The organism is Kitasatospora sp. NPDC093102, assembly GCF_040683915.1.
GTDB lineage: Bacteria > Actinomycetota > Actinomycetes > Streptomycetales > Streptomycetaceae > Kitasatospora.
The window spans coordinates 1-22,725 of sequence record NZ_JBFBFA010000010.1 but is presented as its reverse complement, the minus strand read 5'-3'; the positions used below and the strand labels follow the sequence as shown (position 1 = coordinate 22,725).

Sequence of the window (22,725 nt, the reverse complement as noted above, 5' to 3'; positions counted from 1 at the left end):
TGCCCGCATGACCACGACGACGATCCGGCGCGCCGACGAGGCCGACGCCGACCGGCTCACCGACCTGATCCAGGCCTCCTCCGCCTACCACGGCGAGTACGCGGCGATGATCGACGGCTACCGGGTGACGCCCGACTACGTAGCCCGGCACGAAGTGTTCCTCGCCGCCGACCCGGCCACCGACCACCTGCTCGGCTTCTACGGCCTGATCCGCGAACCGGCCGAACTGGACCTGATGTTCGTCGCCGACGAGTCCCAGGGGCGCGGCACCGGCCGCGAACTGATCGAGCACATGCTGGAGCAGGCCTGCCGGGCCGGGATCGCGAGCGTGAAGGTGGTCTCCCACCCGCTCGCCGAGCGCTTCTACCTGCGGGTGGGCGCCGAACGCGTCGGCACCTTCCCGGCGCGCGGGAGGATCACCTGGGACCGTCCCGAACTGCGCTTCACCGTCCGGGACGTCCGGGACGCCTAGGAGTCCTCCACGGCCGACGGTCCGCCCGGCTGGGCCGGTACGGCCGGCGGCTGCTCCGGCTGCTCCGGCACCAGGGCCGTCGCCTGGAGCCGGGACAGGATCTTCTCCGCCAGCCAGCTGCGGTCCGACCCGTACGGTATGCCCCGCGGGTCGACCAGCTGCGCCGCCACCGCGTCCCGCAGCCGCTGCGCCCCGGCGGCGGGCAGCCGGGAGAGCAGTCCCCGGGCGGCCAGCAGCGCGTGGTACTGCTCGAAGCCCGAGCGCGGATGCTCGATCGCGTCCAGCACGCTCGGCAGGTCCGCCAGCGCCGGGTCGCCCTGCATCAGTGCGAGAGCCTGGATCCGCCGGCCCTCGGAGCCGTCCGCGAAGAGGGCCCGGACCTGGTCGGCCGTCAGCGCCGAACGCCGCGCGGTCGAACGGACCTCGGCCACCACGCCCTCCGGCCCGGCCGGTGAACCGGAGGAGGGCGGCAGCTGTCCGACCAGGGCGGCCGGGCGCTCCGCGCTGCCGCCCAGCAGCCCGAGCTGCTGCATCGCGCGGACCCGCAGGTCGTCCGCGCCCACCTTGTCGCCGTGCCGGTCGCGGTCCTGCCCGGCGAGGAAGAGGTCCAGCGCCCGGTCGGTCTCGGTCAGCGCCTGCGGCAGTGCCAGCCGGGTCACCAACCAGCCGGCCAGGAAGCCGAAGACCAGGAAGTACAGCACCAGCGCCGCCGCGAACGGCACCACGTCCGCGCCCCCGCCGAGCGCGGGCGCCAGCGCCGTACCGAGGTCGTGCAACCGCTCGCCGAGCGAACCGAGCTGGGTCAGCCCGACACCCAGCAGCACCTTGGTCAGCCAGTCCGAGACCTGCTCCAGATTGGTGTTCGGCGCGTACGAGCCCTGCGGCTCACCGGTGCCGCCGCCGCGCACCCGGGGCACTCCGAACAGGAAGCCCAGCCCGCCGCCCAGGACCACCGAGGCCCCGACCACCACCAGCCCGCCCCCGAGCGCCTGCCAGGCGTGTTCCCGGCCGAGCGCGAACAGCAGCAGCCCGACCAGACCCGTCCCGGCCAGCACCCCGGTGGCGCCCCACTGCGCCGTCCGCCGTGCCGCCCCGGCGCCCGGCCGCCGCGCCTTCACCATCGCCTACCCCCTGTGCCCGCGCCGCTCCGCTCCGGAACCCGCGCCGACTCTAGCGCCGCGGCCCCACCGGGGAAACGTCCCGGCCCCGCGACTCCCGTCGCGACGTGCGGAGCCCCGGGAAACGGCGGCGCCCCGGAAACGGCGGAGCCCCCGGAAACAGCAGAGCCCCCGGACACGCCACGGGGAGCCTCCGGAATCGTGCCGGAAGCTCCCCGGGAACGCAGACGGCCCGCGGGCTGCTCCTTCAACGCCGGCCCGTGCACTGGCCAGGCGCCGAGGCACCGGGGATGTACCGGTGAGCCCGCGGGCCGGGTGACTGCTTTGGATTTCGCCTGCCGGAGGCCTGGGGCCTCACCCCGCGCAGGCAGGGGCGGCTCTAGCGAGCAGCCACCTCACGCATCCTGATGGAACTCAACTCAGGATCACCTCCTTTCAGTGTGCTGCCACCATAGGCAGCCCACCGGAGGAAGGGCAACGGATTATTCGCGGCGCCCTGCACGGCCGACGGAGTCAGCCGTGCAGGGTGTCCGGATCCGCTGCTCAGGCGCTCTTGAGCTGGTCCTTGAACTTGGTGAAGTCGATCGTGTTCTCGGCCGACGGGACCTGGACGGTCAGCGGCTTGTCGAACTCGCTGAAGTCGATCTTGCCGCCGTCCTTGGAGCCGCTGTTCTCGATCCGCACCGGGTAGGGCTTGCCCTCGGTGGCGATGCTGAGGGTCGTGACCTCGCCCTTGGAGTCGGTGGCCTTGAGGCTGAAGGTCTTCACACCGTTGACGTTGCCGGCGGACCCCTTCTCGACCTTGTCGTTGGTGCCCTGCTCCGCGCCGATCTTCTTGGTGAACTCGGCGAGGTTGCAGACGCTGGTGAGGGAGCCCATCGACGGGTCGCTCTCGAAGCCGGTCAGGTAGCGGCCCTTGAACAGCTCGGCGGCCTTGGCGCCGTTCGGGCCGCCCATGTTGGTCCAGAAGGCGGTGTCCGGCTTGACGTACGAGGTCTTGCCGTCGCTGATGATCTCGAACTTGCCCATGCCCGGCATCGCCATGGTGCCGGTGCACTGGCTCTTGTTGTCCAGCGACAGGTTCATCTCCATCTGGCCCTCGTCGGTGCCGATGCTGCCGGCCATCTTGAGGGAGGTCGCGGAGGCCAGGGCGTCCTTGGCCTGCTTCTCGATGTCCTTGGCGCTGAGCTTGTCGGTGTCGAGCTTCTGCGAGGCGCCCGCCTTGGCGTCGCCGCTCTTCCCGTCGCTCTTGGTGTCGCCGCACGCGGCGGTACCGGCGGCCAGGACGATGCAGATCGCGGCGGTGCTGACCAGTCGCTTCGACAGCATGTGGTTTTTCCTGTCCGGGGCGGCCCGAGCCCCCCCAATGAGATGAATTTTTCCTCAGTATGGTTCAGGCGCCTGACACAAGATCGCGGGACGGGCCGCCGTTACAGCTTCGTGGCAGGACCGTGTTCTGTTCGCGTCCGGACACGCGAAAGGCCCGGAGGACGTGTCCTCCGGGCCTTTCTGCTACTGAGTAGCGGGGACAGGATTTGAACCTGCGACCTCTGGGTTATGAGCCCAGCGAGCTACCGAGCTGCTCCACCCCGCGTCGGTGAACACAACAATACGGGGAAGTCGCCGAGATGGGAAATCGGTTCTTCAGACGCCTTCGGCGGCCCCGCGCCGAGGGCCCCGCCGAGCCTGCCGCGACTGCCGTCGGGCCCGCCCCTCCGCCCGCCGTCGGCCGGGCGCCGCGTGCCGGGTCGCGCGGCACCTCGCCCAGGCCGCGAAGCAGACCAGAGCGGCGAAGCAGGGCACCATCAGCGCCCCGTACACCACCAGGAAGCCGTCCGTGCCGAGGTCGGCCGCGGCGTTCCAGGTGCCGTGCAGCGTCATCGCCAGCAGCAGCCCGGCGGGCACCGCCAGCCGGGCCAGCCAGCGCCGGGCGGTGGTGAGGGCGACGGCCAGGCCGATCCCGGTGAGCGCGGTGAACAGCGGGTGGGCGAAGGGGGAGAGCAGGGCGCGCAGCACGAAGGTCTGCACGGTGCTGTCGAAGTCGCGCAGGCTGGGCGGGTCGCCGAGGCCGATGCTGTCCAGCCGCTGCCGCTGGTCGCTGGTGAACGCCCGGCCCAGGTACAGGGCGTTCTCGGTGAACGCGAAGCCGCAGGCCGCCATCCCGCCGAGCACCACCCCGGCGGCCAGGGTGCGCGGCCGGGAGCGGTGGTGCGGCGCGCCGGAGGACGGGGCGGGGCGCAGGTAGGGCAGTGGCCGCAGGTACGGGCGCGGCCGCAGCCGGCCGCGGGCGTGCGGACCGGCCGGGTGGCGCGGATACGGGCGGGGGTGCCGGGACGCGGGCAACCGGCGCAGCAGCGGCGCGCAGGGGCGCCCGGTGCGGCGGCCGTGGCAGCGCAGCCGCCGGCCGAGCGGGAGCAGGAGCACCAGCAGGGCGGTGGCCTTGGCGCTCTCCTCGATCACCGGGGTGGCGATCCCGGCGCCGAGCAGTTCCCCGAACGGGCTCCGGTGCCGGGTCAGGTAGCTCGCCGTCCAGTTGTTGGCCAGGATGGCGACGGTGGTGGCCGCGCAGGCGCCCCAGCCGAGGCAGAACACGGTGTGCCGCAGCGGCACCCGGGCGGTGAGGTTGAGCCAGGCCAGGCCGCCGAGCACGAACGGCAGCGGCACCATCGCCAGGCCCAGGCCGACCAGCAGCCCGACCGTGCCGGTCTGCCGCTGGACCAGGTGCAGGATCAGCACCCCGCAGCCGATCAGGGTCAGCACGGCGGTCGTGGTGACCGAGGAGAGCGCCACCGGGCGGCTGCGGCCCGTCGGGGCCCCGGGAGCGGCGGGGGAGGCGGGGGAGGCGGCGGGTGCCCCGGCCGGGACCGGCACGGCGGGCGCGGTACCCGGCCGGGGCAGCAGCCGGTGGGCCCGGTGCCTCCGGGGCCCCGGGATGGTCCGGGTGTCGCCGGTGCTCGGGACCGTCTCCGGTGCGTCGGCGGCGGCTCGAACCGTCGTCCGACAGTTCCTCCGGAACCCGCCGCCGGACGGGCTGCCCATGCGGCACAGGGTAGGCCACGGTGACGGCCCGTTGGGAGGACTCGGGACGAACCGTCCGCCCCGGGCCCGACCGCACGGCCGCCGCGCGTCCGCCCGTTCGAACGGCTCCGGTGGGTCAGCGGCGGCGGAACAGCAGGTCGTGGACGACGTGGCCCTTGGCGATCCCGGCCCGTTCGAACTTGGTGACCGGGCGCCAGTCCGGCCTCGGCGCGTAGCCGGGAATGCTGCCGTCCGGGTGGTCCGCGGGCTCCAGCCAGCCGGTTCCGTCACCCTCGGGGTGCAGGTTCTCCAGCTCCGGCGAGGCGGACAGCACGGCCAGCATCTGCTCCGCGTACGGCTCCCAGTCGGTGGCGCAGTGCACCAGGGCGCCGGGGGCGAGCCGGGGCAGCACCAGGTCGAGGAAGTCGGGCTGGACCAGCCGGCGCTTGTGGTGCTTCGGCTTGGGCCACGGGTCGGCGAAGTAGACCCGCAGACCGGCCAGCGAGGCGTCCGGGAGCATGTCGCGCAGCAGGATCACCGCGTCGCCGGCGGCCGTGCGGACGTTCCGGGAGCCGTCGCGCTCCAGCAGGCCGAGCAGGTTGCCGTGGCCGGGGGTGTGCACGTCGGCGGCGAGGATGCCCATGGCCGGGTCGGCGGCGGCCATCGCGGCGGTGGTCTCGCCCATGCCGAAGCCGATCTCCAGGGTCACCGGCAGGCCGCCGAACAGCTCCGGCAGGTCCAGCGGGCTGCCGTCGATGGGGATGCCGTACGTCTCCCAGCTCCGGTCCAGGGCACTCGCCTGGGCGTTGGTCATCCGGCCCCGGCGCGGCTGGAAGCTGCGGATGCGACGCTCGCGGTGCTGGGCCTCGGTGGCCTTGTGCGGGTACATCGGCGCGGGGTAGGCGGCCGGCGCGGCGGACAGCCGGGCGGACGGCGAGGGCTGGGGGATCGGGGCGGTGGCAGTCACAATCACCCGAGTCTACGGGGCTGTCGGGGCTCTCCGGCCGGGCCTGTGACCGGACTCATCGGCCCGGCCGCCGCTCGGCTCACCCACCGGCCTCCAGCGCGGCCAGGGCCCGGCGGGCCACCTCCCGGCCGATCGGCAGCGAGGCCGTGGCGGCGGGCGAGGGCGCGTTCAGCACGTGCACCGCGCGGCGCGGGGAGCGCGGGTCGTCCGGGTCGAAGCCGGCGAAGGCGAAGTCGTCCAGCAGCGAGCCGTCCCGGGCCACCGCCTGGGCCCGGACCCCGGCGGCGGCCGGCACCAGGTCCTCCGGGGCGACGGCGGGCAGCAGCCGCCGGACGGCCGTGGTGAACGCCCGCTTGGACAGCGAGCGGTGCAGTTCGCCCAGCTCGTACCGCCAGTGCCGGCGGGCGATCCGCCAGGTGCCGGGGAAGGCCAGGGTGCCGGCGAGGTCGCGCGGGCGGACGGTGCGCCAGTCGTAGCCCTCGCGGGCGAGCGCGGGCACCGCGTTCGGGCCGACGTGGACGTCGCCGTGGACGCCCCGGGTGAGGTGCACGCCGAGGAAGGGGAAGGCCGGGTCGGGCACCGGGTAGACCAGGCCGCGCACCAGGTCCCGGCGCCGCTCGGCCAGTTCGTAGTACTCACCGCGGAACGGCAGGATCCGCACCCCGGCGTCGTCCCCGGTCAGCCGGGCGATCCGGTCGCTGTGCAGCCCGGCGCAGTTCACCAGCACCCGGCAGCGCAGTTCGCCGGCCGAGGTCCGCAGCGTCACCCCGTCCCGGCGCCGGGCCACGGCCAGCACCTCGCTGCCGGGCCGCAGTTCGGCGCCGGCCTCCCGGGCCAGCCGGGCGTACGTCGTGGCGACGGCCGGGAAGTCGCAGATGCCGGTGGTGGCGACGTGCAGCCCGGCGATCCCGGTCACCTCGGGCTCGTGGCGGGCGATCCCGGCCCGGTCCAGCTCGGTGACCGGGATGCCGTTGGCCCGCCCGCGCCCGGCCAGCGCCGCCAGCCGGGGCAGCTCGGCGGCACCGGTGGCCACGACCAGCTTGCCGGTCACCTCGCACGGGATGCCGTGCTCGCGGCAGAACGCCACCAGCTCGGCGGCGCCCGCGACGGCGAACCGGGCCTTGTACGAGCCGGGACGGTAGTAGACGCCGCTGTGGATCACCCCGCTGTTGCGCCCGGTCTGGTGCGCCGCGAAGCCGGCCTCCTTCTCCAGCACCGCGAGCCGCAGCCCCGGCCGCGCCAGGGTCAGCGCGTACGCCGTGGCCAGCCCGACGATCCCGCCGCCCACCACCGCCACGTCGACCCGGTCCGCCACCGCGCACTCCTCGCCCTCGCCCGGTTCGTCCTGCCGGGGCCGATGCTGCCACGGCGGGACGGGCGGGTCGAGGGCGCGCGGAGGGGGCGCGGAGGGGGCGGCGACGACAGGGAAACACGGGAAGGAGCCACCCCCCGTGGCGGCTCCTCCCCCTTCCTCCCGGCGTTGGCCCCCGCCCGGCGCCGGCGCTACGCCTCCCAGGGCCAGTCGGCGTTCGCCCCGGTTTCCAGGAGGGGGATCAGCCGGAAGGCCGCGTCGCTCAGGCCGCCGAAGGTGTGCCGGTGGGCGCCGCCGCTGGGGCCGTGGCCCGGGGCGTAGCCGGCCAGGTTCCAGGTGTAGACGGGCACGTGGGCCGGGACGGCGGCCAGGGGATCGCCGCCCCAGTGGCCCGGGCCGGTCTGCTCGTCGGTGACGATCACCACTCGGTCGTGGCCGCGGTAGTGGGTGCGGACGGCGTCGGCGGTGTTGGTGCCGCCGAGGCTGGAGAAACGTTCCAGCACCCGCAGCACCGCCTCGCTCCGGCCGACCTCGACCACCCGGCTGGTGGTGCCGAACTCGACCAGGTCCGCCTCGGCGGCCCGGACCTTCAGCGCGGTGCCGAAGATCGCGGCCGAGTCCGCCCGGTTGAGTTCGGTCGGCCCGACGGAGCGGTCGAACATCGAACCGGAGCGGTCCACCAGGATCAGCGTCCGGCCGGGCAGTTCGGGCACGTTGGCCAGCGAGTGGCCGAGCGCGGTCTCCAGCGCGTGCCCCCAGCGCAGCGAGGGCACGTTGCGGTGCGCGGCCAGGTAGCGGAACGGGAACTGGCGCGAGCGCCGCACCTCGCCCTTGTCGGAGATCCGCCGGGCCACCTCGGCCGCGACGGTGTCCGAGATCCCGGCCCGGTCGAAGTTGCGCAGGTTCCGCACCAGCGCCATCGGACCCATCGACGGGATGACCGCCTCCCAGACCGCCGCGTCCAGCGGCCCCTGCAGCCAGCCCGCCAGCGCCTCCCAGGTCAGCCCGGCGGCGGCCAGCCGCTCGGCGCCGTCCTCGGCGGTCACCGCTGTCCGGCGCTCCTCGACGGGCAGCGCCAGCAGCTCGCGGTTGGCGGTCAGCATCCGGTCGGCGGCCGGCGGGACGGCCTCGTCCGGCCGGTGCCGGCGGTCCAGCGCGTACGCGAACAGCGCGCCCTGCCACTCCTTGTCCGGGGCCGGCGAGGGGTGGGTCAGTTCGATCACGTCGCCGAAGCGGTAGCCCTTGCCCGCGGTGTCGTACTTGAGCAGCGAGCGGGCGTCGTACAGGCGCTGGACGGCGTCCGCGACGCCGCGCTTGAGCGGCTTGGGCAGCGCCCGGCCGTAGCGCGAGGTCCAGTAGGCGAGCAGTTCGCCGGGCTCGTCGGCGCGCCGCAGCACCGCCGCGACGGCCTGCCGGGAGTGGCCGTGGGCGCCCGCGTCCAGCCGGGCGCGGGTGAACTCGGCGGCGCCGACCAGGGCGGCGGTGCGCATCTGGGCGCCGTAGCGCAGCCAGCGCAGCAGCCCGACGGTCCACTCCGGCTCGGTGACGGCGAGTTCGCGCACCAGCGCGGTGTAGCGGTCGTCGCGCTCGCCGCCACGTTCGTGGAAGGTGTCCTGGCCGACCATGTTGGCGACCGCGAGCAGGAAGAGCTCGGACTTGCGGTCCCGGACGAAACCGGGGCCGCCGTTGTGGTTGACGGTGCGCCGGCCGGTGGTGGCCACCGGCGAGCTCGGACTCGCCTTGGCCTTGCGGAAGTTGAACCTGGACATGCGGAAGCCCCCCTCGGCCTGCTGGTATCAGTGGGGAGGGAGGCATGCCGCGGCCGGGGTGCCCGAGATCGTGCCGGCCGCCGGGCGGCCGACCTCGGCGGGGGTGTATGCCTTGTGCTCTACCGAATTGAGCTAGCGGCCGCGCTCGCGCACGGCACGCCCGGGACTTGAACCCGGAACCGCAAGATCCGAAGTAACCCCCGCCTGCGCACCGGGCACTCCGGAGCGCGCTGCCTCCCGAGATCAAAGGTGGCGGCGGTGTTTCGCGGGCTCGAACCGCAGCGTCCTACGGACGCCTCACCAAGAAGTAACCGCCGCCGTCGCACCGGGAGGTGCGGACGAACTATTCACGTGTAGGTGTCCAGAGATCGAAGGCGGCTGAGGTGACGAAGCTGCTCTGGCCGCTGAGCTACACCGGCCCGAAGCCGACGGCGGGATTCGAACCCGCGACCTGCCCATTGAGAGTGGAAGTAACCTCTGCCTGCGCACCTGGACGGGAGAAACCCTAGTCAGGCCCCTCCCGCCGTCGCACCCCAATTACCGCCGGGTGCCGGATCGCCGCCCTGTCCGCTCACGCCGGAGCGACGATCACCGCCCGCGCCCGCTCGGTCAACTCCCGTACCCGGCGTTCACCCTGGAAGGGCTCCAGCCGCCGCAGCATCTCCACCACGTACTCCCGGCTGCGCTGCGAGGAGATCCGGCCGGCCACCTCGACGGCGCGCTCGCCGGCGGCGACCGCGGCGTCCAGGTTGCCCGCCTCCGCCTCGGCCATTGCCGAGACCACCAGCCGCAGGCCGTGCGAGCGGACGAAGCCCTCGGTGGGCGTGGCCAGCGCCTCGCGGGTGAACTGCCGGACCTTGGAGGGCACACCGAGGTCGCGGAAACACTCGGCGGCGTCGGCGGCGAGCCGGTCGTAGGCGTAGAAGTCGATCCAGGCCGGATCGGGATCCCCGGCGCGCGCCCGTTCGAGCGCGCTCTCCGCCGCGCCGAGCGCCGTCGCACACGCCGCCGCATTGCGGGCCTTGGCCTGGGCCCGGGCCTCCACCAGGTGGAAGAAGCTCATGGTGCGGGCGGTGGCCAGGCTCCGGTTGCGCTCCAGCGCGGCCTGGGCGAGGTCGACCGCCTCCTCGGCGAAGCCCCGGTAGCCGGCCTGGAGGCTCATCGAGGCCAGCACGTAGCCGCCGAGCGGCACGTCGGCGGCGGCCCGGGCGAGCCGCAGCGCCTGGATGTAGTAGCGCTGGGCGGCCTCGTGCTGTCCGGTGTCGAAGGCCATCCAGCCGGCCAGTCTGGTCAGTTCGGCGGTGGCCCCGAACAGGGCCCGGCCGACCGCGTCGCTGTACGAGGCGAGCAGCAGCGGCGCCGCCTCCACCCGCAGGCACTCCGGCACCATCGACGAACGCCAGTCCCCGCCGCCGTACTTGGAGTCCCAGCGACGGGCCTCCTGGGCGGCCTCGCGGAGCTTGGCGGCGTCCGAGTGGCCGACCCGGTAGGAGGAGGCGTCGCTGGGGGAGCGCGGCACCTCGCGGGCCACCGAGCCGTCCGCCGGGGTGATCAGCCAGCGGGAGACGGGGGTCGCGTAGGCGGCGACCGAGAAGGTGCCGGCCAGGCTGTCGCTCCAGCGGCCGCCGCCGGGGCCCCGGCGCAGGTCGAGGTCGACCCGCCACAGGTCGGTCGCGGAGCGGACCGCGTCGGCGACCTCGCGCGGGAAGGCCAGGCCGAGTTCGGGCGCCGGGTCGGTGTCGCCCAGGCCGATCTCCTCCAGCGGGACGGGCCGGCCGAGCTTGCCGCCGATCGCGGTGGCGATCAGGTGCGGGACGGGTCCCTGCGGCACCATGCCCTTGCTGACCCAGCGGGCCACCGAGGTCTTGTCGTACCGCAGGGTCAGCCCGCGTTGGGCGCCGAGGTCGTTGACCCGGCGGGCCAGTCCGGCGTTGCTGATCTGGGCGAGGGTCAGGAGCGTGCCGAGCCGTTCGTTCGGTCCACGTGGGCTGACGGTCATGGTGGCGGCGGCACCTCCTGCGGCCTTGTGCGCGGGGCCCGGGCGGCACCGGGCCGTAGCTGCTGTACCTAGCGTAGTCGGACGCGTTCCGACGGTTAAGAGGTCGCATTCCGGATGGCGGGATCGCGCACTCGGCGGTGCCGCACCGGAGTTGGTCCGGACCACTCGGATCCGGCCGACCGCACCGCGCTCCGGAGCGTCGTGCTCCGGTCCCGTGTTCACGTGCGCCCGGCCGTGCTCCCTGGCCCGACCGGCTGGTCGGCGATTCGCTGGTGGTCGTGGGTCGGCCTGCCGTCGAGGACCCGGCGGGCCGGGGGATGCCGTCGCCTCAATCCCCGCGGGCGGCGGTGAAGTCCGGGAGGGCATGCGGATGCCCTCCCGGGCCGGGCGACGCCTTTCGGCCATCTCGCGATGCCCATGCCAAAGGTGTTCGCGGGCGGTCCGGGCCGGGGAGGGGGAGGTCCGGCCCGCCCACCCCTCGGAGCGCCGGACTGATCGAACTCCCCGGCGGATCAAGGAACTTGCCCACCCGCGCCGGCCCGCGCGGCCGCAGCGACCGTCGAGCGGTCGGTCCGAACGGAAGCGGAACCCGAAACACCGACCACGGCGACGTCCCACGGTGGCACGATGTCCCCTGACGGCGCGTCGAGCTGCGAGGGCACGCCGGGACGCGCACGGGCCGGCACGGCACACCACCCGGCCGCCCGGCGGGCGGCGAACGCGCTGCAGGGATGCAGGTCCTCGTCCGGTGGAGGCACGATGCGGTGGCTGACGGGCTGGTGCACGGGCGCGCCGAGCGCGGGCACCCCGGCGTACGAGGCACTCGGCAGGATCGAGCCGATCGCCGCGCGCCCGCTGTGGACCGGGCCCGACCCGCTCTGGGCCGTGGGCGACTGGCGCCCCACGGAGATCCGCCTGGTCACCCTCCGTCCCGGTACCGCCGCCGTGGTCAGCACCGGCCCCACCGCCCCCGACCAGGTCGAGGACACCCCCGCCACCTCCCGGCTCGCCGTCCTCGGCCACTGCGGCGCCACCGACGCCGAGCTCGCCGCCGGCCTCGCCGCCGCCCGCGGCGGCGCCGTCCGCCACCTGACCGCCTGGCCCGGCAGCTACACCGTCGTGCTGCGCTCCGGCATCCGCTCCACCCTGCTGCTCACCGACCTCGCCGGCGCCCAGCCCGTCTTCCACACCCCGTGGGCCGGCGGCACCGCGTACGCCACCGCCGCCCTGCCGCTCGCCGACCTGGTCGGTGCCCCGCTGGACACCGGCCACCTCGCCGCCCGGCTCGCCTGCCCCGAGTCCCCCGAGGCGCTCGGCACCGGCACCCCGTACCTGGACGTCCAGCGGGTGCCGCCCGGCCACGTGCTCGGCATCCGCGGCGGCCGCCCGTACCTGTCCGGCTACGACGACCCGGCCGGCGCCGAGCAGCCGCGCGACGAGGCGCCCGCCGTCCGCGAACTCACCCGCGCCCTGCTGGAGTCCGTCCGCTCCCGGGTCCGCACCACCGCCCCGGTCCCCGACCCGGTCGGGCGGGCCCGGCTCGGCGTCGACCTCTCGTACGGGACGGCCTCCGCGACCATCGCGCTGCTCGCCGCCGCCGTCCCGCTGCCACCGGTGCCCACGGCCACCGCGGCGGCCCGGGCGGCCACCGCCGGGGCCAGGAGCGGCGCGGTCAAGGGTTCCTGGGCCCGCGCCACCGCCCCGGAACCCGCCGCCCCCGAGCAACTGGCCGCCGTCACGCTCGGCGAGACCGAGCCCCCGGCCGGCCCCGTGCTCGCCCCCGACACCCCGCGGCTGCGGCACACCGTGCTCGACCCCGGCCCGGACACCCTCCCGTACGCCGGACCGGGCACCGACCCGCAGGCCGGCCGGCTCACCGACGAGCCCGGGCCCGAACTCGTCGCCGCCGCCCGGGCCGAGGCCCGCTTCGACGCCGGCGGCACCGACCACCTCACCGGCTACGGCGCCCGCCAGGTCCTGGACGGGCACCCGGCCCGGCTCGCCGACCTCATCCGGGCCGGCCGGCCGCGCGAACTCCTGCCCCCGGTCGTCGCGCTGGCCGGCGCCGACCGGGCGGCCGCGGGCGTCCTCACCGGCACGCTGCGCACCCCGCTCACCGTGGTCCGGGCCGCCCACCGGCTCTCCCGGGTCCGCTACGCCGAGGCGCTGGACGAGGCGGCCGCCAAGCTGACCGCCCGCCACGTCCCGGACGGCGCCGGCACGGCGGGGGCCCGCTCGGCCGTCGACCTCGCCTGGTGCCTGCCCGGCCCGGCCGCCCGCTGGCTCTCCGACGAGGCGCTCTCCTCGGTCGCGCTACGGCTCCGCCTGGCCGCGCGCAAACCGGCGCCCGAGGAACATCCCGGCGCGCACCGGGCCCGGCACGCTCTCTACCGGCAGGCGCGCTCCTTCCGCACGCTCGTGCACGCCGCCGAACAGCCCGGACAGCGGCTGCACGCGCCCTTCCTCGACAACCAGGTGGTGCGCGCCGCCCGACTGCTGCCCGACGACGTTCGCCTCCAGCCCGGCGCCCGGCATGCCCTCCTGCACGCCGTCCTCACCGGCGCCGGCCGCACCGACCTGCCCTCCGACTGGGGCCGCGGCCCCCGCCCCGACCGCACCGCTCCCGCCCGTGAGGGCCTGCGCCTTGCCGCCGACGGGCTCGCCGAACTCTTCGACGCCCCGCTGCTCGCCGACGCCGGCCTCATCGACCTCCCCGCCGTCCGCGCCGGCCTCGCCCGGTCCGCCGACCCCACCAGCCCCCTGTCCCCCTCCGCCCTCGCCGGCCTCGCCGACCTGGTCTCCACCGAACTCTGGCTCCGCCGCGTCCGCGCCCGCCGCCACGGCGCCTGCTGGACGGGCCTGCCCAGCCCCCGCCAGCCGGCCCTCACCTCGTGAGTCCGGTCCCGTCACCGCGACGTGCGGGTCTGCGTTGCCACGATGCGGTCGCCGGACTCCTGCCCACCCGGACGCGCCGAGTCCGCCCGGCACACGCGACTTCTCCGCCTTCTCCACCCCTCCTCCTCCCCGCCCTGCGGCGCGGTTGCCGGGCCCGGATCGGCGGGGCGGTGATGATGACGGGGGTGTGGATCCGGGGTGAGGAGGACGCGCGGTGGCCGCTGGGAGCGCGGGGCGGGATGTGCCGGTCGTGCTGTCGGTGCTCGGGCGTCCGCCGGCGGGGCGCCCGCCGGGGGTACTGGCGGCGTGCGACGGGTCGGACGGGTCGCTGTGGGCGCTGGACCGGGCGATGACGGAGGCCGAGCGGTTCCGGCTGCCGCTGTACGTGCTCGCCGTGGTCAACCCGGCGCCGGCCGGCTACCCGCCGGGGATGGCGGAGCTGGTGCAGGAGAGCGTGGAGACGCTGGTCGAGAGCATGGCGGACGGGCTGCGCCGCTCGGTGGCCGCCGTGCAGCGCCAGCGTTCCGCGCCATACGCGGGGGAGCTGTCGCTGCACGTGGTGCTGGGCAACGTGATCGAGGTGCTGCTGGAGGCGGCGGCCCGGCAGCACACGCTGGTGATCGGCACCCGGGGCAACGGCGGCTTCGCCCGGCTGCTGCTGGGTTCGGTGTGCTCGGCGGTCGTGCACCACGCGGCCTGCCCGGTGCTGGTGGTCCCGGCGCCGCCCGCGGCCTGACCGGCCGGAGGACGCCCACGGGGTGCCGGGAATGTCCCGAGATGGTTCACTGTTCACCCATCTCGTACACAGCTGACAAGAAGCCCCCTGGAGCCACCCGCATGAAGGTCGAGATCTGGTCCGACATCGCCTGTCCCTGGTGCTACATCGGCAAGCGCCGTTTCGAGCAGGCCCTGGCGGACTTCCCGGGCAAGGAGCGGGTCGAGGTCGTCTACCGCCCGTACCAGCTGGTCCCGGACGCACCCGCGACGGCGAGCCCGCACCGCGCCTGGCTGGCCGAGCGCTACGGCCCGCAGTCGGTGGCGATGGACGCGCGGGTGGCGGAGCTGGGCCTCGCCGAGGGCATCGCGTACGACTTCGACGCCGCGCTGCACGCCAACACCTTCCTGGGCCACCGCCTGCTGCACCTCGCCGAGGCCGAGTACGGCCCGGCCGCCCAGGGACGGCTGAAGGAGGCCCTGCTGAAGGCGCACTTCACCGACGGCGTCGACGTCGGTGACCGCGCCGCACTGACCGACGTCGCCGTGTCGGCCGGCCTGGACCGGGACCGCGTGGCCGCCTACCTGGCGGGCGACGAGGGCACCGCCGAGGTCAACGCCCAGCTGGCCGAGGGCCGGGAGCTGGGCATCAACGCCGTGCCGACCTTCGTCTTCGAGGGCAAGTGGGCGGTTCAGGGCGGCCAGGACGCCGCGACCTTCCGCAAGGTGCTGGAGCAGGTCGCCACCGAGATCGGCGAGCGCCGCCCCGCCCCGGTGCAGGTCGCCCCGGCCGGGGAGGCCTGCGCGGACGGCTCCTGCGCCATCTGACGGCCGGTCGCACACTTCGCGTCGGCCGCGCATTCCGCGTCGGCCGCCATTCCGCGTCGGCCGCGCGGCACCGCGGACCCGAGGCCCGCTCCAGGAGCCCCTGGAGCGGGCTCCGTCATGAGCGCCCGGCGCGAGCCCCCGTCACGAGCAGCGGAATCGGGCCTGGGCCCAGTTCGCGACGTTCAGCGCCGACCAGATCCCGTTCACCGGTGTGACCACCAGCTTGACCGACTTCTGCCCGGCCAGCGGCACGTGCACCGGCATCGGGTCGTCGCCGACGGCCAGCGCGCGGGAGCGCCACAGGGTGGTGCCGTCGCCGCCCTGGACGGAGAAGACGACCCTGCCCGGCGAGAGCGTGGCGTCGTCCACCCCGGCCACCGCGTCGAAGGACGTGCAGCTGCGGTTGAGGTCGATCACGGTGGTCGCCGGGGCGTGCACGGTGATCGCGTGCGGGTGGTAGTCGCCGCCGATCCAGCCGCCGTCACGCTGCCAGAACGTGTCGCTGCCCTTCTGCCGGATGCTCGGCTCGGGCGGCGGCACCCGGTTGTTGCCGGGCTTGAGGACGGGCAGCGAGTCGCCCCAGAAGTCGCTGAGCACGGGCGGCGTCGGCGTGGTGACGGTCGGGGTCGGCAGCGGCGGCAGGGTGGGCGTCGGGATGACCGGCACGTCGGGCGTGGGCAGAGGCGGCAACGGCGGCAGGGTCGGCACGGGCACGACCGGGGGAGCGGCGGTCGGCTGCGGCGCCCTCGGGCTGGGTGAGGGCATGACGGGCTCCGGCGCCTGGGTGGTGGCGGGCGGCGAAGCCGGCGTGGACTTGGCGGCCGGCTTGGCGCCGGGACTCGCCGGGGGCGCCTCCGGGGCCGGATCGGCGGCGCTGGGCACCGGGGCCGGGGCGGGCGCGGTCGCGGGCGGCGCCGAGGAGGTGGCGGCCGGGGCGCTGGTGACCGGGGGAGCGGCTGCCGGGGGACCCGGGTCGGGCGAGCCGGTGAGCGCGTACGCGGCGACGGCGGCTGCGGCGACCGCGATGGCGGCGGCGACCCCGGCCTTGGCGGCGGTGCCCAGGCCCTCGCCGGCCGCGGCGCCCGCGCCCCCGCCGGAGGCCGCGGCGGCCGTCCCGGCCGCTGCCGCACCGCCGACCGCGGCGGTACCACCCACGGCGGCCGCGGCGGCGCTGAACCCGCCGACGCCGATCCAGACGAGCACACCGCCGGGCAGCAGGGCGCGCAGCCCGGTGTTGATCTCGCTCAGCTCCAGGCAGGCGGCCGTGCAGCGGTCGCACTCCTTGAGGTGCCGGCCGACCTCCGCCGAGGCCCGCTTGCGCAGCGAGCCGCGCGCGTACGCCCCGAGCCGGTTGGCGTAGGCCTCGCAGGCGCTGTCCTGGCTGCCCGAGACGTGCGCCTGGAGGAACGCGGCGGCGAGCCGGTCGCGGGCCCGGTGGGCCTGGACGGCGGTGGCGTTGGCGGTCTTGCCGAGCATCACCGCGACGGTCTTCGGGGACTCCCGCTCGACCTCGGTGTGCCAGAGCACCATCCGGTCGTCCTCGGGCAGTTCGGCGTAGGCCTGCATGACCATCCGCTGGTCGGCCATCGCCATCGCCCAGGCGTCGGCGCCCGGGTCGGCGAGGTCGACGTCGACCACGGCGGCCGAGGTCTGCGCGAACACGGCGAAGTCGTCCACGAGTTGCTCGCGCCGCTCGCTGCGGTGCCAGGCGGCGGCGACGTTGCGCACGGCGGTCAGCAGGTACGCGCGGACGGCGAACTCGGGGCCCTTGCCCGCCCGCAGCGCCTGCAGCGTGCGGGCGAACACCTCGCCCGCGAGATCCTCGGCGGTGAAGCTGTCCCGGCAGCAGGTACGCGCGTAGCGGCGCACCGAGTCGGCGTGCCGGCGGTAGATCTCCTCGTACGCGGTGTCGTCGCCGGCCCGCACCCGGGCGGTCAACTCGGCGTCGGAGGCGGGGCGTTCGCCGTCTACCGGATCGGCGGGGGCGGGCACGGTCGGCCGGGCGGTCCGGCCGTCGCCGGGGAACGGTTCGCCGACGAACGCCTCGGGGGCGACGCCGCCCCGGCCCGCCGGGGCCTGCCCGGGCACGCGGCCCGGGGGCAGCGCGGCGGCGGAGGCGGAGAGCGTCTCGCGGCTGGGCATCCCGGCCTGGTCGGGGACGTGTCCGGCGGCCGAACCCGCTGCGGCGCCCGGAACTTGGGCCGTCCCGCCGGCACTGCCGAGACTGCAGGGGCCCGCGCCGGACCCTTCGGCGGAATCACCGGAGAGGCCTCCGAAGTCGAGGCCGTACCCGTAGTCGTTCTGTTCCTCGGCGCTCACAACGGACCCCAGATTCCACGACAGCCCCCGCAGTGTGGCAGGGCGCGAGGGAGCGCGTAGGCGCACGGTCCCCCTGTGTATGGTGCCGACGGCGCGTGAACGGCGCGCATCGGGACATTGGCTCCAACCACGGGCAAAGGATGGCATAGCGCAGGGGCCCGCGGTAGCCGGACCGGCCGCCTTCCACTCCTCCGAGGGGCCGCGGCGGGTGCGTTCGCCCAGCGTGCGGCGGTGGGGTGTGCGGCTCCCACACCCGGCGCGCGCACTCGGGCCGCGCGCCGGTCTTCCCTCCAACTCCCTTGCCCGTCGGGCGTGGCGGACGGTCGGCCGATGAGCGTCAGCGCGCCCGCAGGCCGTCCAGCAGAATCTGCAGCAGCCGGTCCGAGGGGCCGGCGGACGGCTGGCCGTCCGTCTGCGGAGAAATCGGCGAGAAACCGACGGCCGCCGGCACGGAGACCGACGGACGGGCCGCGTGCACCGGCACCGAGGCGGTCAGCACCAGCACCACGTCCGACACCGTGACGCCCGGCCGCAGTTCGCCCGCCGCACCGGCCCGCGCCACCAGGGCGGCCAGCAGCTGGAGCAGCAGCCGGGGATCGGCGTCGGCCGCCGACGGCTCGACCACCCCGCCGGAGCGGGCCTCCTCGCCGCGCAGGTCGAAGCGGACCGCCGCGGGCGGTTCCGGTGCCCGCTGCCCGGGCGCCCGTCCCAGCTCCTCCGCGTACCGGAACGCCTCCGGCGGCAGCAGCCGCCCGGCGCCGCTGCTCACCGCGCGGGCCAGGTAGCCGGCCAGGGCCTCCCAGGCGCCGTCGCCGCCGTACAGTGACTCCCGCGCCTGCGCGGTCAGCCACGCCACCTCCTCGGCAGCGATCCGCTGGACCAGCACCTCCTTGCTCGGGAAGCGCCGGTAGACGGTGCCGACCCCGACTCCGGCCCGGCGCGCGACCTCCTCCATCGGCGCGCCGTAGCCGAACTCGCCGAACACCTCGCGGGCCGCCCGCAGCACGCTCTCCAGGTTCCGCCGGGCGTCCACCCGCAGCCGGGCCCCGGGCACCGGCGTGGCGGCCGGTGCGGCCTCGGCCCGGTACGGGACGGCGGCATGAACCATTCCGGCCTGCACCGGCCTGCTCTGCGGCGGCAGGTCCACCGGACCGCGCTGCTCGGGGACCATGCCCGGTCCGGCCTGCGGTGCACCCGCCCGCCCCAACACCTGCTCCTGATCCATCATCCCAACTCTCCCCCGCAGGCGTCCGAAACCGGACCCTGTCGTCGCCCGCCCCTGCACCCCCCGGTGCAGCTCAGCCCGTCAGAAGTGACCCGATGACCCATTGCTCGTGCCGCCCGTCCCGTTCCGGTGACCACGGTTCGTGCCGCCGCGCCGGGTCCACGTCCGGCTCGGCGCGTCGGCACCGTCCGGGGCCCTGTCCGGGAACTACCCTTCCCCGGATGACTGTCCCCCAGTCGGGTTCTCACGCCAACGCTGGAACTGGCCGTAATGGCCGCTCCACGGTGCGTCGCCGCCGATTGTCATGGCGACGGCTGCCCCGGTACACAATCCGACCATAGTTCACCACTCTCCGAGGCCGAAAGTGCGTCAGAAAGTCGCCCAGTAGGCACAACTGGCCACGACGGTCACTCGTGTGGCAACCAGCCCCGTACGGACTGTGGACAAGACGACCCCCGCCGGTCCTTCATAGGGGGCGTGACGGGGGGACACCCCCGGCCGCGGGGCCGGGACGAAACGTCGCTTCGGCAGGAGGTGCACCATCAGGATCCTGATCGCCGGCGGCGGCTGCGCCGGAACGGCCGCCGCACTCCACCTCCAGCGCGCCCTGAGGGAACGGCTGCGGCGCGGCGAGGTGGAGATCACCGTCGTCGAGCCCCACGCCTACTTCACCTACCACCCGCTGCTGGCCGAGGTGGCGGCCGGCTCGATCGACCCGAGACACGTGGTGGTCCCGCTGCGCCGGGTCCTGCCGGACTGCCGGGTGCTCACCGCGCGGATCACCCGGATCGAACACGCCTCCCGGTGCGCCCTGGCCGACGCCGCGGGCCCGGGAGAACCCCCCGCCCCCGTCGAACTGCCCTACGACATCCTCGTGGTGGCCCCCGGCTCGGTCTCCCGCACGGCACCGGTGCCCGGCCTCGCCGAACACGGCCTCGGCTTCTCCACCGTCGGCGAGGCGGTGGGCCTGCGCAACCACGTCCTGGAACAGCTCGACCTCGCCTCCGCCACCCGCGACCCGGCGCTGCGCCAGTCCGCGCTCACCTTCGTCTTCGTCGGCGCCGGCTACGCGGGCGTCGGCGCGCTCGCCGAACTGGAGGACATGGTCCGCACCGCCGTGCGCGGCTACCACAACGTCCGCGCCGAGGACCTGCGCTGGGTCCTGGTCGAGGCGACCGGCCGGATCCTCGCCGAGGAGTCGCCCGAGCTTGCCGAGCACACCCTCGGCGAACTGCGCGAACGCGGCGTCGACATCCGGTTGCGCACCACCCTGGAGTCGGCCGCCGACCGGGTCGTGGCGCTCTCCGACGGCAGCCGCTTCGGCGCCCGCACCCTGGTCTGGACGGCGGGCATCCGGCCGTCCCCGCTGCTGCGCGAGACCGACCTGCCGCTGGACGCCCTCGGCCGGGTGCGATGTCTGGCGACCCTGCAGGCCGTCGGACCGGACGGACGCGCCCTGCCCGGTGTCTGGGCGGCCGGCGACTGCGCCGCCGTACCGGACCCGAACGCGGACGGCGCCCCCTGCGCCCCCAACGCCCAGCACGCCTTCGCCCAGGCCGAACTGCTCGCCCGCAACGTCGTGGTGGCCCTGGACAGCGGGCCGCACTCCCCGGGCCTGGCCGACTACCGGCCCGGTCCCGCCGCCTGCTCGACCTCGCTCGGTCTGCGCCGGGCCGTCGCGCACACCCGGCGCGGCGGCAGGCTCACCGGCCGTCGGGCCTGGTGGCTGCACCGGGCGCGGCACCTGCGACGGCTGCCGAGCGCCGAGCGCCGGGTGCGGGTGCTGATGGACTGGGTGCTCGGCGGGGTGTTCTCCCGCGAGGTGGTCTCGCTGGGCGCCATGGAGCACCCGCGTTCGGTCTTCGAGGAAGGGTTCGATCCGAGGTCCGGGCGGCCGTCCGACGCCGGGCCGGATGCTCCCCGGTGACCGCACCCGCCGACCCGGGCCGGCGGCCGACCGGAGGGCGGATCGGACGGCCACGCCGGGCGCGCGACTTCCGGAACCGGGCCTCCGCCTGACAGGATCAGCCCGACCTGGTCATTACCCCGTGTGCTGTTGTGCACACAAAAAGTGATGATATGCCTGGAAAACGAGGAAGCGGCCGTCGTTTGAACCTCATGCGCTGGAGCGCCCGGCTCACCGGAGTCCCCCGGCGTGCCGTCCCGCCCAACGGGACCGGCACCGAGGACGGTGCGCCCTGCCCCGACGGCGTCGTCGTGCCCGGCCCCCGCGACCCGGCCGGCCCCGCCGCCAGCGCCGAGCTCCTCGACCCGCAGAAGCCGCAGAACCTGCGCGAGGTCCTCAACCGCATCCCCGCCCCGGTCGCCGTCACCTACGGCCCGCTCCACCAGCTCGGCTACGCCAACCGCGCCTACCGCGAACTCTTCGGCGACCGCCCCACCGGCCTGCCCGCCGCCGAGGCCCTCCCCGAACTCGGCAGCATGGGTGTCCTGCCGCTGATGGACCAGGTCATCCGCGGCGGCCGCCCGCGCAGCGTCAAGGCCCGCTGCATCCTCGGCCTCACCGGCAACCGCTACTACAACGTCTCCTGCGTCCCGCTCGGAACCGGGGAGAACTGCGATGCCGCCGAAGGGCCGCCCGACGGAGTGCTCATCTTCGCCGCCGAGGTCACCGACCAGGTCCTCGCCGCCGCCCGCCTGCGCGAAGCCGAACGGCGCCAGCGCGAGGCCGCCGTCACCCTCCAGCGCAGCCTGCTTCCGCAGAAGCTCGACCAGCCGGCCGGCCTGCGGGTCGCCGCGACCTATCAGCCGGGCGGCGCCGAGGCCGCGGTCGGCGGCGACTGGTACGACGTCATCGCCATCGACGGCGGGCGCACGGCACTCGTCATCGGCGACGTCATGGGCCGCGGCCTGCGTGCCGCCGCCGTCATGGGCCAGCTGCGGACCGCCGTCCGTGCCTACGCCCGCCTTGACCTGCCCCCGCACGAGGTGATGCGCCTGCTGGACGGCCTCGCCATGGAGATCGACGCCAACCAGATCGCCACCTGCACCTACGCCGTCTGGGACCCGCAGCACCGCACCCTCTCCTACGCCTCCGCCGGACACCTCCCCGTACTGCTGCGCTGCCCGGACGGCACCATCCTGCGCAGCGAGGAACAGAACGGTCCGCCGCTCGGCACCGGCGGCGGCCTGCACGTCTCCCACACCCTGCGTCTGCTCCCCGGTACGACCGGTGTCCTCTATACCGACGGACTGGTCGAGCGCCGCGACGAGGACATCGACCAGGGCCTCGACCTCCTGGCCCGCACGCTGACCGGTGCGATCGGCGCCCCCGAGGTGATCTGCGCCCGGTTGCTGCGGGCGATGGGCGTGACCTCCGAGCACGACGACGACGTCGCCGTCCTGGCCTTCCAACTGCCGGTGGAGGAGGGGACCGAGAATTCGGTTGCGCCGGTTGACTCGGCGGGTCCAGAGGTCTAGTGTTCTTCGAGCTGCCTGGCAGGGAGCACCGGACACGCAGCTGCGCGGACGGTCCCGGGGTAGCCAATCCTCTGAAACACCACTTCCCGGTTCGGGCCGGGTCGCTTCGTTGTTTTCACGTCGCGGCCTGGTGTGTATTCGGTGTGCGCGTTTTATCGGGTTGCGGTCGGATTCGCTTTTCGGAGCGGAGATCGGCTAGAGTTTGAAACGTCGGACGGGGCGTCAAACCCCGGAAGGCACCGGCAAGTTGGATGAAGGAAGCCCCGAAAACGGAGCGGAAAACATCTGATAAGCTGGAAACACGAAAGAACGAAGCCCGGAGGGTCCGCTGGAAGGCGGTCCGAAGGAAGCGTCCGTTCCTTGAGAACTCAACAGCGTGCCAAAAGTCAACGCCAGATATGTTGACATCCCCGGCCTTGATCGTTTGATCGGGGTTGGAGATTCCTTTTGAAATAACACTAGCGAGGACGCAGTGCGCGGGGCCGCCCTATTCCGGTGGTTGCCGTGCCGCTCAACGCGGGTGTCGACCGGCGCTTTTAATTAAGCACTGCCGGGTAAACATTCACGGAGAGTTTGATCCTGGCTCAGGACGAACGCTGGCGGCGTGCTTAACACATGCAAGTCGAACGGTGAAGCCCTTCGGGGTGG

At 74.7% G+C, this 22,725-nt stretch carries 14 protein-coding genes, 1 tRNA gene, 1 rRNA gene and 1 pseudogene; 7 read left to right on the top strand and 10 right to left on the bottom strand.

The genetic code is table 11. From position 1 onward, the window contains the following. Positions 1-7 precede the first annotated feature (7 nt). On the top strand, positions 8-472 hold the full coding sequence (locus AB0O11_RS16260; protein WP_363386529.1) for a GNAT family N-acetyltransferase: 465 nt from the start codon (positions 8-10) through the stop codon (positions 470-472). On the opposite strand, the gene AB0O11_RS16255 is transcribed toward AB0O11_RS16260, so the two are convergent. The 8 genes from AB0O11_RS16255 to AB0O11_RS16220 all read right to left on the bottom strand — a co-directional run bounded on the left by AB0O11_RS16255 (position 469) and on the right by AB0O11_RS16220 (position 10,655). Beyond that, positions 469-1,593 (bottom strand): hypothetical protein, encoded by a 1,125-nt coding sequence (locus tag AB0O11_RS16255; RefSeq protein WP_363386527.1) that lies wholly within the window; start codon positions 1,591-1,593, stop codon positions 469-471. The genes AB0O11_RS16260 and AB0O11_RS16255 overlap by 4 nt on opposite strands. Before the next feature lie 540 nt (positions 1,594-2,133). Continuing rightward, the gene (locus AB0O11_RS16250) at positions 2,134-2,919 is read right to left on the bottom strand and encodes a hypothetical protein (protein ID WP_363386525.1); all 786 of its coding nucleotides are present in this window, start codon (positions 2,917-2,919) and stop codon (positions 2,134-2,136) included. Between the two features lie 191 nt (positions 2,920-3,110). Beyond that, a tRNA-Met gene (locus AB0O11_RS16245) sits at positions 3,111-3,184 on the bottom strand. Positions 3,185-3,234: 50 nt separating this feature from the next. Further along, on the bottom strand, positions 3,235-4,629 hold the full coding sequence (locus tag AB0O11_RS16240) for a PrsW family intramembrane metalloprotease (protein ID WP_363386523.1): 1,395 nt from the start codon (positions 4,627-4,629) through the stop codon (positions 3,235-3,237). Positions 4,630-4,744: 115 nt separating this feature from the next. Continuing rightward, the gene (trmB, locus tag AB0O11_RS16235; RefSeq protein ID WP_363386521.1) at positions 4,745-5,575 is read right to left on the bottom strand and encodes a tRNA (guanosine(46)-N7)-methyltransferase TrmB; all 831 of its coding nucleotides are present in this window, start codon (positions 5,573-5,575) and stop codon (positions 4,745-4,747) included. Between the two features lie 79 nt (positions 5,576-5,654). Next, on the bottom strand, positions 5,655-6,890 hold the full coding sequence (gene lhgO, locus AB0O11_RS16230; RefSeq protein WP_363386519.1) for an L-2-hydroxyglutarate oxidase: 1,236 nt from the start codon (positions 6,888-6,890) through the stop codon (positions 5,655-5,657). 188 nt (positions 6,891-7,078) lie between these two features. Then, positions 7,079-8,656, bottom strand: a complete 1,578-nt coding sequence (locus AB0O11_RS16225; RefSeq protein WP_363386517.1) for a TROVE domain-containing protein — start codon at positions 8,654-8,656, stop codon at positions 7,079-7,081. Between the two features lie 571 nt (positions 8,657-9,227). Next, positions 9,228-10,655, bottom strand: coding sequence for an MFS transporter (locus AB0O11_RS16220; RefSeq protein WP_363386515.1), 1,428 nt, complete (start codon positions 10,653-10,655; stop codon positions 9,228-9,230). 759 nt (positions 10,656-11,414) lie between these two features. Here AB0O11_RS16220 and AB0O11_RS16215 point away from each other — a divergent pair. The 3 genes from AB0O11_RS16215 (at position 11,415) to AB0O11_RS16205 (ending at position 15,092) form a co-directional block, all read left to right on the top strand. Continuing rightward, positions 11,415-13,550: an asparagine synthase-related protein gene (locus AB0O11_RS16215; protein ID WP_363386513.1), complete on the top strand. Its 2,136-nt coding sequence runs from the start codon at positions 11,415-11,417 to the stop codon at positions 13,548-13,550. Between the two features lie 214 nt (positions 13,551-13,764). After that, on the top strand, positions 13,765-14,286 hold the full coding sequence (locus tag AB0O11_RS16210; protein ID WP_363386511.1) for a universal stress protein: 522 nt from the start codon (positions 13,765-13,767) through the stop codon (positions 14,284-14,286). Between the two features lie 101 nt (positions 14,287-14,387). Then, a complete protein-coding gene (locus AB0O11_RS16205; protein ID WP_363386509.1) occupies positions 14,388-15,092 on the top strand; it encodes a DsbA family oxidoreductase in 705 nt (234 codons plus the stop codon). 141 nt (positions 15,093-15,233) lie between these two features. Here the strand turns inward: AB0O11_RS16205 and AB0O11_RS16200 are convergent, their stop codons facing one another. Together AB0O11_RS16200 and AB0O11_RS16195 are read right to left on the bottom strand one after the other, a co-directional pair. After that, entirely contained in the window at positions 15,234-17,234 is a 2,001-nt protein-coding gene (locus tag AB0O11_RS16200) for a sigma-70 family RNA polymerase sigma factor (protein WP_363386507.1), read from the bottom strand. Positions 17,235-17,748: 514 nt separating this feature from the next. Beyond that, positions 17,749-18,639 (bottom strand): helix-turn-helix domain-containing protein, encoded by an 891-nt coding sequence (locus AB0O11_RS16195; protein WP_363386505.1) that lies wholly within the window; start codon positions 18,637-18,639, stop codon positions 17,749-17,751. A gap of 538 nt (positions 18,640-19,177) precedes the next feature. On the opposite strand from AB0O11_RS16195, the gene AB0O11_RS16190 reads away from it, so the two are divergent. The 3 genes and pseudogenes from AB0O11_RS16190 to AB0O11_RS16180 form a co-directional block, all read left to right on the top strand. Then, positions 19,178-20,563 carry an FAD-dependent oxidoreductase gene (locus AB0O11_RS16190; protein WP_363387063.1) on the top strand — a complete coding sequence of 462 codons (1,386 nt, stop codon included), beginning with the start codon at positions 19,178-19,180 and terminating at the stop codon, positions 20,561-20,563. 182 nt (positions 20,564-20,745) lie between these two features. Next, positions 20,746-22,002 (top strand): annotated as a pseudogene (locus AB0O11_RS16185) (SpoIIE family protein phosphatase); the annotation flags it as partial. A gap of 636 nt (positions 22,003-22,638) precedes the next feature. After that, positions 22,639-22,725, top strand: a 16S ribosomal RNA gene (locus AB0O11_RS16180); the annotation flags it as partial.